Raw genomic sequence first — 13,895 nt, forward strand, 5'->3', positions numbered from 1 at the left:
ACTTTGACGGAGCTATAGTTAGATGAACAAACATGTTTTCACAAGCCCATCGCCCGGCCATTATCAGGCCTCATCGTGGGAGCGGCCCCTGCAGGCCCCGGAGGTCTCGGCAAACAAGAGCGAGGCCGATATCGCCAAATGGGGGGAACTGGTCGACCGGGTGATTGCCGTTGCCCGCCAGTATCGCTGGTCGAAGGCGGAGGTGACCCGCCGGGCCGGGATGAAGGACGCGACCTTCCATCAATGGTTTTCGGGGCGCTACGAGGGGCGTCTCGATAACCACAACGCCATCATCGAGCAATGGCTGGATGCTTTGGAGGCTGCGGCAAGCGTGGCCGCGATCATCCCGCAATCGCCTGCCTTCATGCCGCTGCGCGCCTCGACCGAGGTGGTGGAAACGCTGGCCTGGGCGCAGATCTGCCCCGATCTGGTTATGATCACGCTGGGCGCGGGCATGGGCAAGACGGCGGCCTGCGAATATTTCGCCAACACCCGCCCGCATGTCTATCACGCCACCGTTTCGGAAAGCACCAAGACCGTGCACGGCATGCTCACCGAGCTCGCCGAACAATTGGGGGTGCAGGAGAACAATCCCGCCAGGCTGGCACGCGCCATCGGCGGCAAGGTGAAGCGTACCGGCGAAGGGACGCTGCTGATTGTCGATGAGGGCCAGCATTTGAACGACGAGGCGCTCAACCAGCTTCGCCATTTCGTCGATGTTTACAAATGCGGGGTGGCGGTGGTCGGCAACTCCGAGGTTTACAGCCGTTTTACCCGAGGCAGGCAGGGGCCTTCCTATGCCCAGCTGAAGAGCCGGATCGGCAAGCGTCTCCAGCGGGTTCAGCCCTATCCGGAGGATCTGGAGACCTATATCGCCGCCTGGGAGGTGAGCGAGCCTTCCTGCGTCAAGTTTCTGATGGGCATCGGCATGAAGGGCGGGGCCTTTCGCCAGATCGAGAAAACCGTTCGCATGGCGCGGATGGTGGCAACGGGCGAGGGGGCCGAGGTCAGCCTCAAATACCTTCAGGCCGCCTGGAAAAACCGCGATGTGGAGGACATGGCATGATCAGCCTCCAGAGGGAACTTCACGCCGCCGCCAGACGCATCCGCCAGATGGGCGAGCAGCCGGTAATCGAGGAAAACGTGCTCGATCGCGAGGCCGATCTGCTCGACGGGCTCGCCAGGCTTGCCCGGAATATGGAGCAGGAACTGGCGGTGCATCGGCTGACAGAAGCCGGCAAGGCCGGGCGGCAGATTGTCGATGCCCTTGCCAGCGAGCAGTTTGCGGATCTCGCCAAGGATGCCGATGCCAAGATCATCCGCCCGGATTTTGGAGGCCGCTCATGAACTGCGCTCCTCTTCCTTCCGATCTGATCAACGCCATTTGCCAGCGGCTGCGTGAGTTCGAGCAGACCGGCCTGCAACTGGCTCCCGCCCATGTCTCCCGGCTTTTGACCAATCTCCGGACCGTTCGCGAACTGTCGCGGGAGATGGAAGACGATATCCGCATCCTGGAGCGTCGCCTTCAGGAGGCCGGTGCGCAGGGCACGGGCGGGCGCAAGCCGGGGCCGGTCATCGATATCTCTGCTGGAAATGTGGTCCGCTTTCCGACCCGCATGCGCGCCGTCACGCCCCATGACAGCGGACCTTATGACGGTGGAGACGCGGCATGAAAAAGCTCGTCGTTCCCGTGGAGATCCCGGTCGATCAACTGGCCGATGCCGTCGGTCCGCTGGTGATCAGGGCTCTGCGGGCGGCGGAACGCGAGGAAGAGGCGGCCGCTCTGCACCGCCCTCCCATGCAGGCTTTGACGCAAGCAGCCCGCGCGCTTTGGCACGCGCTGAACAGGTACGAAACCAGCCAGGGAACGCGGGATGAAAAGCGTGCGCTGAACGCGCTCCTGGCCGCCTCGAAAGGCGTTCGAAACGCCATCAGAACCATCAAGGATTAGCGACATGGAAGCCATCATTCTCGAAGAGCCCCGCAGCGACGGGATCACCTTCATCAACGGCCGTCCCTTTATGGAGGATGCGAAGGGCAATCTTCTGCCGACCGCCAATATCAAGCCGGAAGACAAATTGCAGGATGAAACCGTCCGCAAGATCATGAAATACGCCATGGAGCTTTCGGCGCAGGTCGCTCGGTTTCGCGGTCATACCGTTGCCGATCTCGGCGCATTCGATGCGCTGCTCGCCCAGGAATACGGGGCAAAGATCGGCGGCCAGAAGGGCAACCGTACCTATCAGACCGTCGACGGCAAGATGAAGGTGGTGGTGCAGGTCTCAGACCAGATCAGCTTCGGGCCGCAATTGCAGATCGCCAAGGGGCTGATCGACGAATGCCTGACGGAATGGTCGGCGGAAAGCCGCCCGGAGATCCAGGCCATCGTCACCCGCGCCTTCAACACCGACAAGGAAGGCCAGATCAACAAGTCCGAACTGTTCATGCTGCTGCGCCTCGACATTGCGGACGAGCGCTGGAAGCGGGCGATGGAGGCGATCCGCAATTCGATCACCGTCACGGGCTCCAAGGAATATGTGCGCTTCTACACCCGCCAGAGCGCTGCCGATGCCTGGCAGGCCGTGACCATCGATATGGCAAAGGCGTGAGGAGAAGCGCGATGACCGATCTTTACGCCATGCTGAAAACAAGGAAGGCCTGCCCCGTCTGCGGGCAGGCCGCCATGCCGGTCAACGCCCGGCAGGAGCAGATGAAGTTGGTACGCTACGAATGCGGCGCGGCCTTCGGGGTGAGCAGCATTCTCAATGTGATCGACGCCAATCAGCCTTGCCCGATGCCGTCGCAGGCGGCAGCCGGGCAGATGATGGTCGAAGCGGATCTGGTGGGGTTGGTATGAGCTTGGTTTTGAACCCGTCCTCGTTTGGGATCCTTGTTCTCAGATATCCGATACGATGCTCAAGAACCGATCTCGATCGAGTAGGTTTCACCCAACTTTTTCAGTCCATCAATCAGTTCGTCCAGCGCTTGATAAGATGCGCATATTGTGGCTGGATAAACTGTAATCTCAAATTCTTTGTCGGCCATTGCATTTCCCCGTCGAATTATTTCGCTGGGATTACAATCTCGTATTGCCTTTGCGGAATTATACAACGTTCCCACTTGATCTTGAACTGCGGTCATTTTTGTCGCTACATTTGCATCAAAAAGATCTATTACATTTTCCCATTCTGTGGCGTCATGCAAAACCATATTTGCTGTTTCAAAGCATATGTGTACTTCCCTTCGATAATCGTTCAACTTCGCGGCAAGGGAAGAATTTTTCTTGATAAGGCGCTCATATATGTCCTTCAATTGCTCACTACTCCCACGATACAATCTCAACGCAGGTATAAGTCGACGTTCGAGTTTCAGCTTGTCAGGTCTCATTTGGAGCTGAATTTGATCGCGATGGCGTTGCTCAGCCAGGCGATCCGTTTCCTGCATTTGCCTTACAGTGAAATAGGCTGCAGCAACGGCCAATACGCCGGTAATCAGTGTTTGAAAGTCATAAATATAATTTCTTATGCAGCTCTGATCTGCTGTTTCTGGTTTCGATGTCCATCTCCCACAAACTAATTCATGAGTTTCGTGGTAGTTCAGAAGCACAGTTGCGATTATCGCTGTGAAAATTGCGCCCGCGATTGCAGTCCACGGAAACTGCTGTTCTGGATCATTCTTCCTCATGCGTCCCCCGGCCAGCGTTCTAACGAGTCACCACTTGCAACTTTTAGAAGTGTGGAGGTTAACATATGACCTCCTCCATTGCCGCCATTCATGTCGCCAAGAAGCAACTCGGCCTGGACGAGGACACCTACCGCGCCAAGCTCGAAAAGATTACCGGCAAGGCTTCGGTCAAGCTGATGACCGAGGCCGAGCGCCAGGCAGTGCTAACGGTGTTTCGCAAGGAGGGCTTTGGCCCGGCCGGGACGTCCAGGCGCAAGCCGCTTGCGGGCCGGTATGCGAAAAAGCTTCAGGCCTTGTGGATTGCGGGATGGAACCTCGGCGTTGTCGCGAACCGGGACGATCAAGCGCTGATTACCTTCGTCACCCGCCAGACTGGCCTCGACCACGTCCGCTTTCTGCACCATGCCGACGATGCCCGCTCGGCCATCGAAGGCCTGAAGCGCTGGCTGGCGCGCGAGGCTGGCGTCGGCTTCGGCAACACCAATGGCTATGAGTGGCTGTCGAGCGACGGGGCGAAGATTGCCTGGGCGCAGTGGAAGCTCCTTTATCCCGGCTGCAGCCTGATCGTCCGTCAGGGTTTTGACCAGGAGGTGTTGGCGCTTGCTGGTGGCGAGGTCCGGTGGATCGGCGATCTGAAGGCCGGGCACTGGCAGACGGTGATGAACGCGCTCGGCCAGCGCATCCGGGACCGGGGAGGGGCGGGACATGGCTGAAATCCGCGTGCCTGCCCATATCCAGACCTATGTCACGGCCATCGGCATCGAGAAGACCGTGCAGTTCCTGCTGGCCTTTGGTGGCTCCTATGTCTACCTCTCGGAAAATCCGCAGGATCGCTCGCCCGTCGCGCTTGCCATCGGTGCGGCTGCCGCCAGAAAACTGGCCCAGCAGATCGGAGCAGGCGGGTTTCGCTGCCCGACCGGCAAGCCCTTTATCGCCGCACATTTAAAGTATAATAAGGGCTTCACCATCAACGCCATTGCGCGCCAGCTTCATACGACCGATGTCACGGTCCGCGCCTGGCTGAAAGCCGGCGAAAGCACCCAGCTCGACCTTTTCGGCACCTGACCCGCAAACCCTTGTGGCTGTTTTGGTGCGCCCATAACGCGCACAGTCGCTCCCAGCAAAGCCGGTTTTGCCCGGCGTTTTCTCAAGCTGGGACCGATCATGACCAACTGGCCGCAACAGTCTGCCGCTGCCGATTTCTACGGCGCAAATCTCAAAATCACCAAGGGTGTCGCCGGACCTGATCCGGCCTGGGAAAAGGCAAACCTCGTGCTGGTGCCGATCCCGTGGAAGGCGGTTGCCGCCTGGGATGCCTCGCTTACCATCAAATCCTTCCGCGTTCATGCCAAGGTGGCCGAGAGCCTCGGTCGGGTTCTCGGCACTGTCTGGGAGGGTCTCGGACGCTCGCAAAAGGCCGCCGAGGCAAAGAACCTGCAGCTGATCGGCGGCGGCTATAACTGGCGGCAGATGCGCGGCAAGCCCGCCCTTTCCATGCATGCCTATGGCTGCGCCGTCGATATCGACCCGGCCCATAACGGTCTCGGCGATCCCACACCCGACATGGACAGCTGCGTCGTCGCCGCTTTCGAGGCCGAAGGCTGGATCTGGGGCGGCCGCTGGTCGCCGCAGCGCCGCGACGGCATGCATTTCCAGGCGGCAATCGTATGAAGATCAGCCTCAAACGGAAGATCGCTATGACGGCGGTGCTGGCCGGGATCTATCTCGGTGTCTCTATCGTCTCGGGCTTCATCGTCGGTAACGGCCTGCTGCATGTCGTGGCGGGGGCGCTTCTGGCCATCCCCTTCGGCTGGCTGATCCGCGAGACCTGGAGCGACGACTGATGCAAAAGCCGTCCTACACCACCTCGAAACAATGGCTCTGGTGCTCCGGCGCTCTCGCCTGGGCGGTGATCCTGGCGCTGACGCTGTCTGCCTGCCTTGGCTCGACCCAGGCGGTTGCCTTCGGCACCATTGCCGTGCCGAGCATGGTCGGGCTGATCGTGGCGCTGCTCGGCGTGCACCGCGCTTTCGGTTCTCTGGACATGCGGGCGATGACACGCGGCCCGAAGCCCGATCCGCCTTGCATTGATCCTCCCGCCGGAGGTCAGTCATGAGCCGTTATCTCGTCATCGGCCTCGGCATTCTTGCGATTACCGCCGCTATCGTCTGGGGCGCGGTGGCTGCGATCGGCAAGGTCGAGCATCTGGTGGATCAGGCCGCCGCCCTGGCCCGCAGCGAGCGCGACGCCCATTGGCGGGCGGAGATCGAGGCATCGAACGCCGCCACGCAAAAGCAGATTGCCGAAACCCTCAAGCAAACCATGGCCGCCGAGGACGCGGCCCGCGATCAGATCGAGGCCGCCAATCAGCGCGCCGATGCCCTGGAGAAGAAGAATGCGTCTCTGCCGGATGATGGCACTGGTGGCATTGGCCGCGCTCGCGTCCGGCTGCTCAACGCGCGGTGAGGGGCCGGTGATCAGGACCGCCTTTATCGAGCGCGAGGTTCCCGCCTTAGCGAAGATCAGATGTGCCGACCCCGTGCCCCTGCCGGACCGGACGCTTTCCGAGGCCGAGGCCACCCGCTTCTGGGGATCGGACCGCACGGCGCTTCGCACCTGCGAGGCCCGCCGGGCCGCTGCCGTTTCGGGGATGGCGCATGTTCAGTAACGTCCATTTCGAACTGGCCGAGGAGCGGGTGGAGCGGGAGCGCGACGCCAAGGTCGCCGCTGCCCGTGCCGCGCTGAAAAAGCTCGGGGAGATGCAATGTCTCGATTGCGGACTGGCCATCGCCCCGGAGCGGCGGCTTGCCTATCCGGCGGCCAGCCGTTGCCTTGATTGCCAGATCCATGTCGAGCGGGAGGCGATAGGCCGATGATCCTCGATATGACCGCCATCGGCGTCCTGATCTCGCTGGCTCTCAACAGCATCAACCTGCTCACGCAGTTTCGCACCATGCTGTCGACCGGCGAGAAGAAGCTCGAAGAGCGGATGGTGAAAGTGGAAGCGAAGCTCGTCGAATACGACCGGCGCATCCAGTCGCTCGAAAGCGAGCTCAAGCATCTGCCCGATCGCGGCACCACCCACCGTCTGGAACTGTCCATGGCGGAAATCGCCGGGCGTCTCAACACCATCGAAGTCGCCCAGGCAGGGCGATTTTCCGCCATGGAGCAGAAGCTCGCCCCCATCCAGGCCATGGGTGAGCGGCTGAACGAAGTCCTTTTGGAGCAAGCGAAAAATGAACAGCATCGCAGTTGATTACGAGAAACTGACCAGGGAGAAGGCGCGCCTCGTCATCCTTCAGGAACTGGCCAAGCAGCCGAGCGAAAGCCTGTCGTCTGCCTTGCTGTCACCGGCGCTGCGCCTCAACGCGATCTATCAGGATCGGCCCTGGCTCAACCAGCAGATCGAATATCTGCGCAATCTCGGTGCGCTCACCGTGATCGACATCGATGACGAGATCAAACTTGCCACGCTCTCCGATTACGGCAAGCGGCATCTCGACCGGGAAATCACCATTGAGGGCGTTGCCCGCCCGCGCCGTCCGGGGATCTGACCATGGGACGCGGGCGGCTGAGCGGCATTGAACTGTTGCCGGAGGAATGCGGACCGATCGTCGCCTGGGCGGCCGAGGCCTTGCAGGACCGCGACCGGACCCAGACCGATATCTATCAGGAATTCGTCTCCAGGCTTCAGGCGCTCGAACAGGAATATCGCGGCGAGCTGGAAATCCGTATTCCTTCCTTCAGCGCCTTCAACCGCTATTCCGTACGGCTGGCGGAGATGACACGGCGGCTGAACGAGACCCGCGATATCGCCACTGCCATTGCCGGAAAGTTCGATGCGCAGGCAAGCGACGACCTGACCCTGATCGCGGCGGAAGCGATCAAGACACTGATCTTCGAACTTCTGACCGGCAAGGGTGAAGCCGGGATCGATCCGAAAGGTGCCATGGCGCTTGCCAATGCGCTGCGCGCCTCCGCCCAGGCGCAATCGGTTTCCTCCGAGCGCCGCCGCAAGGTCGAGGCCGATTTCAAGCAGAAGGCGGAAAAGGTGTTTGCCACGGTGTCCACCCAGATGGACGCCCAAGGCAAGCCCGACGGGCAGGAGGTGCTGCGCAAGATCCGCGAAGATATTTACGGGATCTTCGAATGAGGCCGTCGCCCGCCGTTCCCCTTTATGGCTATCAGCAGCGCTGGCTGCGCGACCGCTCCCGCTTCAAGCTTGGCATGTTCGCCCGCCAGACCGGCAAGACCTTCACCACCACGCTGGAAACCGTCGATACCTGCTTTGAGGCGGCCGTCTCCGGCAAGCGCGAGCGCTGGGTGGTGCTGTCGCGCGGGGAGCGTCAGGCGCGCGAAGCGATGAACGAGGGGATCAAGGTCCATTGCAAGGCCTATGATCTCGCCTTTCAGGAGGCCGAGTTCGATTGGGAAGGCGAGAGCGGCACCCACAAGGCGCTGGAAGTGACGCTGCCGCATGGCTCGAAGATCACGGCGCTGCCGGCCAATCCCGATACGGCGCGCGGCTTTTCCGCCAATGTGTTTCTGGACGAGTTCGCCTTTCATAAGGACAGCCAGCAGATCTGGCGGGCGCTCTTTCCCGTCATCTCCAAGGGCTGGAGCATTCGCGTCACCTCGACCCCGAACGGTAAGAGCAACAAGTTCTACGAGCTTGCGACCGGACCGGAGAGCGATCCCTGGAGCCGTCATATCGTCGATATCTATCAGGCCGTCCGCGACGGGCTGCCGCGCGACATCGAAGAATTGCGGGCAGGTCTGGCGGATGAGGATAGCTGGGCGCAGGAATTCGAACTGAAATGGCTCGATGAGGCGAGCGCCTGGCTCTCCTACGATCTGATTTCCTCCTGCGAGGACGAGAAGGCCGGTGACCCGGAAGGCTATCAAGGCAATGTCTGCTTTGTCGGACGCGATATCGGCCGGCGTGAAGACCTGCATGTGATCTGGGTCTGGGAGCAGATCGGTGACGTCCTTTGGGAGCGCGAGCGCATCGAGCAGAAGCGCGCCACCTTTGCCGAGATGGACGAGGCCTTTGACGATGTAATGCGGCGCTACCGGGTCGGCCGGGCCTGTATCGACCAGACCGGCATGGGCGAGAAGGTGACCGAAGACGCGCAGCGCCGCTATGGCAGCCGCGTCGAAGGCGTGCTGTTCACCGCGCCCAACAAGCTCGTCATGGCGACACGCGGCAAGGAGCGGTTCGAGGATCGCACCGTGCGTATCCGCCAGGGCGACCAGAAGCTTCGGGCCGATCTGCACAAGCTGCGCAAGGTGGCGTCTGCCACCGGCGCGCCGCGCTTTGTCGCCGAGCGCGATGACGACCATGCCGACCGCACCTGGGCGGCCTTTCTCGGCATCCACGCCGCCGATGGGCTGGTCGGCGAATATGCCTATCAGCCGGCCCCTGCGCCGAAATCCCGATTTTCCGAAAGCCAGACCGCGGATGAGCAGCCCTACCGGATGGCGTCGATGCGTAACAAACGCGGAGGCTATTGATGGCCCAGCTTCTCGACCAGTATGGCAACCCGATCCGCCCAACCCAGATGAAGCAGGAGCAGGCTGCGCCGACCGTGATCGGCGTGCGCCGCCCGGTCGGCAATCATCAGGCTCCGGGTCTTACCCCGCCCAAGCTTGCCCGCATCCTGCGCGAATCGCTCGACGGCGATCCGGAGCGCTATCTGGAACTGGCCGAGGATATGGAGGAGCGCAACGAACACTATGCCGGTGTTCTCGGTGTCCGCAAACGCCAGGTCTCGGGGCTGGAGATTACGGTGGAGGCGGCAAGCGATGCCGCCGACGATGTCGCTGACGCCGATCTCGTCCGCGAGGTTGTCGAGCGTGACGATCTCGAAGACGAGCTTTTCGACATTCTGGATGCGATCGGCAAGGGCTTTTCCGCCACGGAAATCCTCTGGGACACATCGGAAAGCCAGTGGACGGTCGATACTCTCAAATGGCGCGACCCGCGCTGGTTCGTCTTCGATCAGGCCGACAAGGAAACCATCCGGTTGCGCAGCCCGGCAGGCGAGGAGGATCTCTGGCCCGGCAAGTGGATCGTACACCGCGCCAAGATCAAGTCCGGCCTGACGATCCGGGGCGGGCTGGCGCGCTCTGCCGCCTGGGCCTATCTCTTCAAGGCCTTCACCGCGTCCGATTGGGGGATTTTCTGCGAGGCCTACGGTCAGCCCTTGCGGCTCGGCAAATATGGAGAAAATGCCTCCGAGGTTGACAAGGAGGTGCTGCTGCGCGCCGTCAGCAATATTGCCTCGGACTTTGCCGCCACCATTCCCGAAAGCATGGTGATCGAGTTCGTCCAGGCGACCATCACCGGCAGCATCGATCTTTATGAACGCCGCTCCGACTGGCTGGACCGGCAGATCTCCAAGCTGGTGCTGGGCCAGACGGCGACCACCGATGCGCAGGCCGGCGGCTATGCGGTCGGCAAGGTGCATGACGGCGTGCGCGAAGATATCGAGCGCGCCGATGCCCGCCAGCTGGCCGCCACGCTGAACCGCGATCTCGTCATTCCGCTGGTCTCGCTCAATCGCGGCCGGCGCAAGAAATATCCGAAGATCCGCATCGGCCGACCTGACGATATCGACATCGACAGCCTGGTCGGCAATGTCGTCAAGCTGGTGCCGCTCGGGCTTAAGGTCGGCATGTCCACCATGCGCGACCGGATCGGCCTGCCGGACCCCGGCAAGGATGAGGAACTGCTGGCGCCTGCCGCAGCCCCGGAACCGCCGCCCGCCGATCAGGCAAAGGCAAAGCCGCCCGCCATCGCCACCCAGAGCCAGATGGGCTTTGCCGCTCATGACGCCATCGACCTGGCCGCCGCTAGCATCACTGCCGAGAACTGGCAGGAGATGACGCCGCCGGTGGTCGACGGGCTGAGCGAGGCCTTGAGCCAGGCGACGTCCATCGAAGACGTGCAGGCCATCCTGGCGCGGCAGGTCAGTACCATGGGCGTCAATGCCTTTGTCGAGCTTCTGGCGCGTGCGGCTTTTTCGGCGCGGATCGCAGGTGAAGCCGATGAGGCCTTGTCGTGACGGCGACCATTCAGGCGATAAAGCCTGAAGACGCCATCAAGGCGCTGAAGGCGCGCGGTCAAACGCTGGCCCCGTCCTTTTCCTGGCAGGACGTCTATGCCGAGGAACACGCCCGGCAGTTCACGGTCGCCAAGTCTGCCGGTTTCGACATTCTGACCGATCTGTTTGACGGCGTTCAAACGGTTCTGGATGAAGGGATTGCGGTCGAAAAGGCGATCAGGACGATTACGCCGATCCTGCAGGCCAAGGGCTGGTGGGGCGTGCAGCAGGTCACCGATCCGCTGACCGGCAAAACCGGTCCGGCGCAGCTTGGTTCGCCCCGCCGCCTGCAACTGATCTTCGATGCGAACCTCCGGGTGTCTTATGCTGCCGGTCATTGGGCCGCCTTCGAGCGCAACAAGGCGCGCCGTCCCTGGCTGCGCTATGTCTGCGTTCTCGACGGACGCACCCGGCCGGAGCATCGCAAGCGGCACAATCTCTGCCTTCCGGTCGATCATCCCTATTGGGACACCTGGGCACCGCCTTGCGGCTGGAATTGCCGCTGCACCTTGCAGAGCTTGTCGGACCGCGATGTCGATCGCATGCGCGGGCAGTTGACCTTCACGCCGCCGGACGACGATCTGGTGACTTTCACCAACAAGCGCACCGGTGAGGTCCGGATGATCCCGCGCGGCATCGATCCGGGCTGGGACCATAATCCCGGCAACGCCGGATACCGCGCTTTCGATGCGGCCGAGAAGCTGATCGATGCACCGCCGATCCTGGCCGCGCAAGTAAACAAGGACCCGGACTGGCTGGTAAAGCCACTCGGCGATGATTTCGCCCGCTGGTTCGATGCGGCAATGGCCGGCGGCCGGGTCGACCGCTCCATCGTCGTCGTCGGGGCCTTGTCCGAGGAGGTTCTGGCCGCGCTCGCAAGGACGGGCATCGCGCCCGGGAGCGGGGCGATCACGCTCACCCAGCAGACGGCGCTGCATATGCTGCGCGATAGCAAGGCGAGCGCGGGCAGGGGCGTCGACGCCGCCGTGCTGCGACAGCTACCGGCCAATCTCAGCCGTCCGAGGGCGGTGCTGCGCGACAGACGCGACGGTGCGCTTCTTTATGTCTTCGACAGCGGACACGATCCGCGCCTGGCCAAGATCGTCGTGAAGGTCGATTTTGAGACCAAGGCCCGCCCGCCTGGCGGAAAGCCGCAGTCGATCAAAACCAATTCGATCCGCACGGCGGGTCTCGTCGATGCGGTGACGCTTGCCGATCCGTCTGCCTATGAGGTGTTGTCGGGGAAGATTTGATGGCCACCGGGGGGTACGCCACCTTCCCCGTAACAGTGTCGCCGTTGCCAGGACGGGATCACTGAACCGGACCGGCGATTTCCCGGTTGTCGCGGCGGCCATCTCCTCCATCATACGCCGATGAGGCGGGATTTCAACGGGGCGCACAGAAGGCCACAGACGCGCAGCAAGCGTTCGGATGGGCGACGACACCGGCAAGCCCCCAGAAACGCGCCCACGGAGTTTGAAGACGGTTTGAATTCGAAGCCTTGTCTCTCTCCCGCGTCGTGTTATGTCTTGAAGGACCGTCTCATTGCCACCGGGCCTTATCCGCAAACCCTTGTGGCTGTTTTTGCTTAAAGCGCCGGGGCACTCTTGCCCCATGACGAAAAACACCCAAACCCACCCTTCGAGCCTTATCGCCACCCATGCCGTCATGCTGGGCGGTGCCGATGCCGTTTCGCCGGAAGAGGGCAGCACCGGCCACTGGACCCTGCTGATGCCGCTCGGCTCATTTTCCGGCCGTGACGGTCGCGGTCCCTATTCGGTCAACGGCATGGACGGCATGCAGGCGGTGATCGCCGCGACCGCCCAGCGCGCCGGCACCACCGATCTCGTGGTCGATTACGATCACCAGACGCAGTTTTCCGCCGTGCCGGGTGTCGGCGGCCAGGCACCGGCCGCCGGCTGGATCAAGCAACTCGAAGCGCGGCCCGACGGTCTCTACGGCCGGATCGAGTGGACGGAAAAGGCCGTCCAGAGCATCCGCGCCGGGGAATATCGCTACATCTCGCCCGCCTATCACCACGATCCGAGCGGCCGCGTGCTGCGGCTGATTTCGGCGGGGCTCACCAACGTGCCCAATCTCGACCTCGCGGCGGTTGCCGCCAGCGCCCAGCAAACCCGTGCTCAACAGAACCAGGAAAACGATATGAAGACGATTGCCGCCGCCTTGGGGCTTTCCGAGGACGCGGATGAGAGCGCCATTCTCACCGCGATCAACAGTGTCCTGACCGGCAATGCGGCCATTGCCGCTGCCGCCGGGCTTTCCGCCTCCGCCAAGCCGACCGAGATCGTCACGGCGATCCAGTCGGCCCGCAGCGAGGTTGACCCGACGCGCTTCGTGCCGATCGAGCAGGTCACGGCCCTCCAGAACGGTTTGAAGGCCCTTCAAACCAAGATTGAAGGCGAGGAGGCCGAAATCGCCGTCCACCGCGCCATCACCGAAGGCCGTCTGGCACCAGCGCTCAAAAACTGGGGCCTCGACCTTCACAAGAAGGACCCGGCCGCCTTCAAGGCCTTTGCCGACGCTTCTCCGGTTCTGACCGCCACGCAGCGCGCGGGCGTTGCCCCGCCCGGCACGGGCGCGGACACCGATCTGACGAGCGAAGATCTGGCGGTGATGAGCCAGATGGGTCTCAGCAAGGAAACCTTCCTCAAGGCCAAGAAAGGCGGTGACGCATGACGGCGTTGACCATCGACCGCAACACGCCCCAGCGCTCGGGCGATAACCGCAACTTTCCGGTCAAGGGGGCAACGACGCTCTTCGCCGGATCAATGGTGGCGCTCAGCGAAAACGGCTTTCTGGTGCCGGCCAGTACCCTTGCCAATCTGAAGGTCGTCGGCCGCAACGAGCGGCGGATCGTCAATCAGGGCGCGGACGGCGACCAGCGCGCCGATGTCAAGGCTGGCATCTTCCGCTTTGAAAACTCCACCGGCGGTGACGCCATCACCCTGGTCGATATCGGATCGGACTGCTTTGCCGTCGACGATCAGACGGTCGCCAGAACCTCCAATTCCTCCGCGCGTCCCGTGGCCGGCACGATCTTCGATGTCGACGATGACGGCGTGTGGGTCAAATTCTCCTGAGAGG

Annotated in this window: 23 protein-coding genes; 22 read left to right on the plus strand and 1 reads right to left on the minus strand. The window is 62.2% G+C overall.

The window, feature by feature from the left end:
• Window positions 1-22: 22 nt before the first annotated feature.
• The 6 genes from QO005_RS04725 to QO005_RS04750 are packed head-to-tail and all read left to right on the plus strand — an operon-like array spanning window position 23 to window position 2,857.
• Complete coding sequence (locus QO005_RS04725) at window positions 23-1,066, plus strand: AAA family ATPase (protein WP_307156831.1); 1,044 nt, start codon at window positions 23-25, stop codon at window positions 1,064-1,066.
• The gene (locus QO005_RS04730; RefSeq protein ID WP_307156832.1) at window positions 1,063-1,347 is read left to right on the plus strand and encodes a hypothetical protein; all 285 of its coding nucleotides are present in this window, start codon (window positions 1,063-1,065) and stop codon (window positions 1,345-1,347) included. The genes QO005_RS04725 and QO005_RS04730 overlap by 4 nt, the downstream gene beginning before the upstream one ends.
• Complete coding sequence (locus QO005_RS04735; protein ID WP_307156833.1) at window positions 1,344-1,673, plus strand: hypothetical protein; 330 nt, start codon at window positions 1,344-1,346, stop codon at window positions 1,671-1,673. The genes QO005_RS04730 and QO005_RS04735 overlap by 4 nt, the downstream gene beginning before the upstream one ends.
• On the plus strand, window positions 1,670-1,951 hold the full coding sequence (locus QO005_RS04740) for a hypothetical protein (protein ID WP_307156834.1): 282 nt from the start codon (window positions 1,670-1,672) through the stop codon (window positions 1,949-1,951). Before QO005_RS04735 ends, QO005_RS04740 begins: the two co-directional genes overlap by 4 nt.
• Before the next feature lie 4 nt (window positions 1,952-1,955).
• Window positions 1,956-2,609: a DUF3164 family protein gene (locus QO005_RS04745; RefSeq protein WP_307156835.1), complete on the plus strand. Its 654-nt coding sequence runs from the start codon at window positions 1,956-1,958 to the stop codon at window positions 2,607-2,609.
• A gap of 11 nt (window positions 2,610-2,620) precedes the next feature.
• Window positions 2,621-2,857, plus strand: a complete 237-nt coding sequence (locus QO005_RS04750; RefSeq protein WP_307156836.1) for a hypothetical protein — start codon at window positions 2,621-2,623, stop codon at window positions 2,855-2,857.
• Between the two features lie 59 nt (window positions 2,858-2,916).
• Here the strand turns inward: QO005_RS04750 and QO005_RS04755 are convergent, their stop codons facing one another.
• Window positions 2,917-3,684: a hypothetical protein gene (locus tag QO005_RS04755; protein WP_307156837.1), complete on the minus strand. Its 768-nt coding sequence runs from the start codon at window positions 3,682-3,684 to the stop codon at window positions 2,917-2,919.
• Window positions 3,685-3,749: 65 nt separating this feature from the next.
• Between QO005_RS04755 and QO005_RS04760 the strand changes: the two genes are divergently transcribed.
• The 16 genes from QO005_RS04760 to QO005_RS04835 all read left to right on the plus strand — a co-directional run bounded on the left by QO005_RS04760 (window position 3,750) and on the right by QO005_RS04835 (window position 13,891).
• The gene (locus tag QO005_RS04760) at window positions 3,750-4,397 is read left to right on the plus strand and encodes a regulatory protein GemA (RefSeq protein WP_307156838.1); all 648 of its coding nucleotides are present in this window, start codon (window positions 3,750-3,752) and stop codon (window positions 4,395-4,397) included.
• Entirely contained in the window at window positions 4,390-4,749 is a 360-nt protein-coding gene (locus tag QO005_RS04765; RefSeq protein ID WP_307156839.1) for a hypothetical protein, read from the plus strand. Before QO005_RS04760 ends, QO005_RS04765 begins: the two co-directional genes overlap by 8 nt.
• 99 nt (window positions 4,750-4,848) lie before the next feature.
• Window positions 4,849-5,355, plus strand: coding sequence for a M15 family metallopeptidase (locus QO005_RS04770; protein ID WP_307156840.1), 507 nt, complete (start codon window positions 4,849-4,851; stop codon window positions 5,353-5,355).
• On the plus strand, window positions 5,352-5,528 hold the full coding sequence (locus tag QO005_RS04775; RefSeq protein ID WP_307156841.1) for a hypothetical protein: 177 nt from the start codon (window positions 5,352-5,354) through the stop codon (window positions 5,526-5,528). The genes QO005_RS04770 and QO005_RS04775 overlap by 4 nt, the downstream gene beginning before the upstream one ends.
• Window positions 5,528-5,800, plus strand: coding sequence for an NAD(P)+ transhydrogenase beta chain (locus QO005_RS04780; protein ID WP_307156842.1), 273 nt, complete (start codon window positions 5,528-5,530; stop codon window positions 5,798-5,800). The genes QO005_RS04775 and QO005_RS04780 overlap by 1 nt, the downstream gene beginning before the upstream one ends.
• On the plus strand, window positions 5,797-6,150 hold the full coding sequence (locus QO005_RS04785; RefSeq protein ID WP_307156843.1) for a hypothetical protein: 354 nt from the start codon (window positions 5,797-5,799) through the stop codon (window positions 6,148-6,150). The genes QO005_RS04780 and QO005_RS04785 overlap by 4 nt, the downstream gene beginning before the upstream one ends.
• A 7-nt stretch (window positions 6,151-6,157) precedes the next feature.
• Complete coding sequence (locus QO005_RS04790; protein ID WP_307156844.1) at window positions 6,158-6,352, plus strand: hypothetical protein; 195 nt, start codon at window positions 6,158-6,160, stop codon at window positions 6,350-6,352.
• Window positions 6,342-6,560, plus strand: coding sequence for a TraR/DksA C4-type zinc finger protein (locus QO005_RS04795; RefSeq protein WP_307156845.1), 219 nt, complete (start codon window positions 6,342-6,344; stop codon window positions 6,558-6,560). Before QO005_RS04790 ends, QO005_RS04795 begins: the two co-directional genes overlap by 11 nt.
• Window positions 6,557-6,940 carry a DUF2730 family protein gene (locus QO005_RS04800; protein WP_307156846.1) on the plus strand — a complete coding sequence of 128 codons (384 nt, stop codon included), beginning with the start codon at window positions 6,557-6,559 and terminating at the stop codon, window positions 6,938-6,940. Before QO005_RS04795 ends, QO005_RS04800 begins: the two co-directional genes overlap by 4 nt.
• The gene (locus tag QO005_RS04805) at window positions 6,921-7,238 is read left to right on the plus strand and encodes a hypothetical protein (RefSeq protein ID WP_307156847.1); all 318 of its coding nucleotides are present in this window, start codon (window positions 6,921-6,923) and stop codon (window positions 7,236-7,238) included. Before QO005_RS04800 ends, QO005_RS04805 begins: the two co-directional genes overlap by 20 nt.
• Before the next feature lie 2 nt (window positions 7,239-7,240).
• Window positions 7,241-7,837 (plus strand): DUF3486 family protein, encoded by a 597-nt coding sequence (locus tag QO005_RS04810; RefSeq protein ID WP_307156848.1) that lies wholly within the window; start codon window positions 7,241-7,243, stop codon window positions 7,835-7,837.
• Window positions 7,834-9,198, plus strand: coding sequence for a terminase large subunit domain-containing protein (locus tag QO005_RS04815; protein ID WP_307156849.1), 1,365 nt, complete (start codon window positions 7,834-7,836; stop codon window positions 9,196-9,198). The genes QO005_RS04810 and QO005_RS04815 overlap by 4 nt, the downstream gene beginning before the upstream one ends.
• Window positions 9,198-10,751 carry a DUF935 domain-containing protein gene (locus tag QO005_RS04820; protein WP_307156850.1) on the plus strand — a complete coding sequence of 518 codons (1,554 nt, stop codon included), beginning with the start codon at window positions 9,198-9,200 and terminating at the stop codon, window positions 10,749-10,751. Before QO005_RS04815 ends, QO005_RS04820 begins: the two co-directional genes overlap by 1 nt.
• The gene (locus tag QO005_RS04825; protein WP_307156851.1) at window positions 10,748-12,043 is read left to right on the plus strand and encodes a phage head morphogenesis protein; all 1,296 of its coding nucleotides are present in this window, start codon (window positions 10,748-10,750) and stop codon (window positions 12,041-12,043) included. Before QO005_RS04820 ends, QO005_RS04825 begins: the two co-directional genes overlap by 4 nt.
• 361 nt (window positions 12,044-12,404) lie before the next feature.
• Window positions 12,405-13,487, plus strand: coding sequence for a phage protease (locus QO005_RS04830; RefSeq protein WP_307156852.1), 1,083 nt, complete (start codon window positions 12,405-12,407; stop codon window positions 13,485-13,487).
• A complete protein-coding gene (locus tag QO005_RS04835) occupies window positions 13,484-13,891 on the plus strand; it encodes a hypothetical protein (protein WP_307156853.1) in 408 nt (135 codons plus the stop codon). Before QO005_RS04830 ends, QO005_RS04835 begins: the two co-directional genes overlap by 4 nt.
• Window positions 13,892-13,895 lie beyond the last annotated feature (4 nt).

Origin of the sequence: Allorhizobium paknamense, from assembly GCF_030815125.1 — a bacterium.
Taxonomy (GTDB): domain Bacteria; phylum Pseudomonadota; class Alphaproteobacteria; order Rhizobiales; family Rhizobiaceae; genus Allorhizobium; species Allorhizobium paknamense.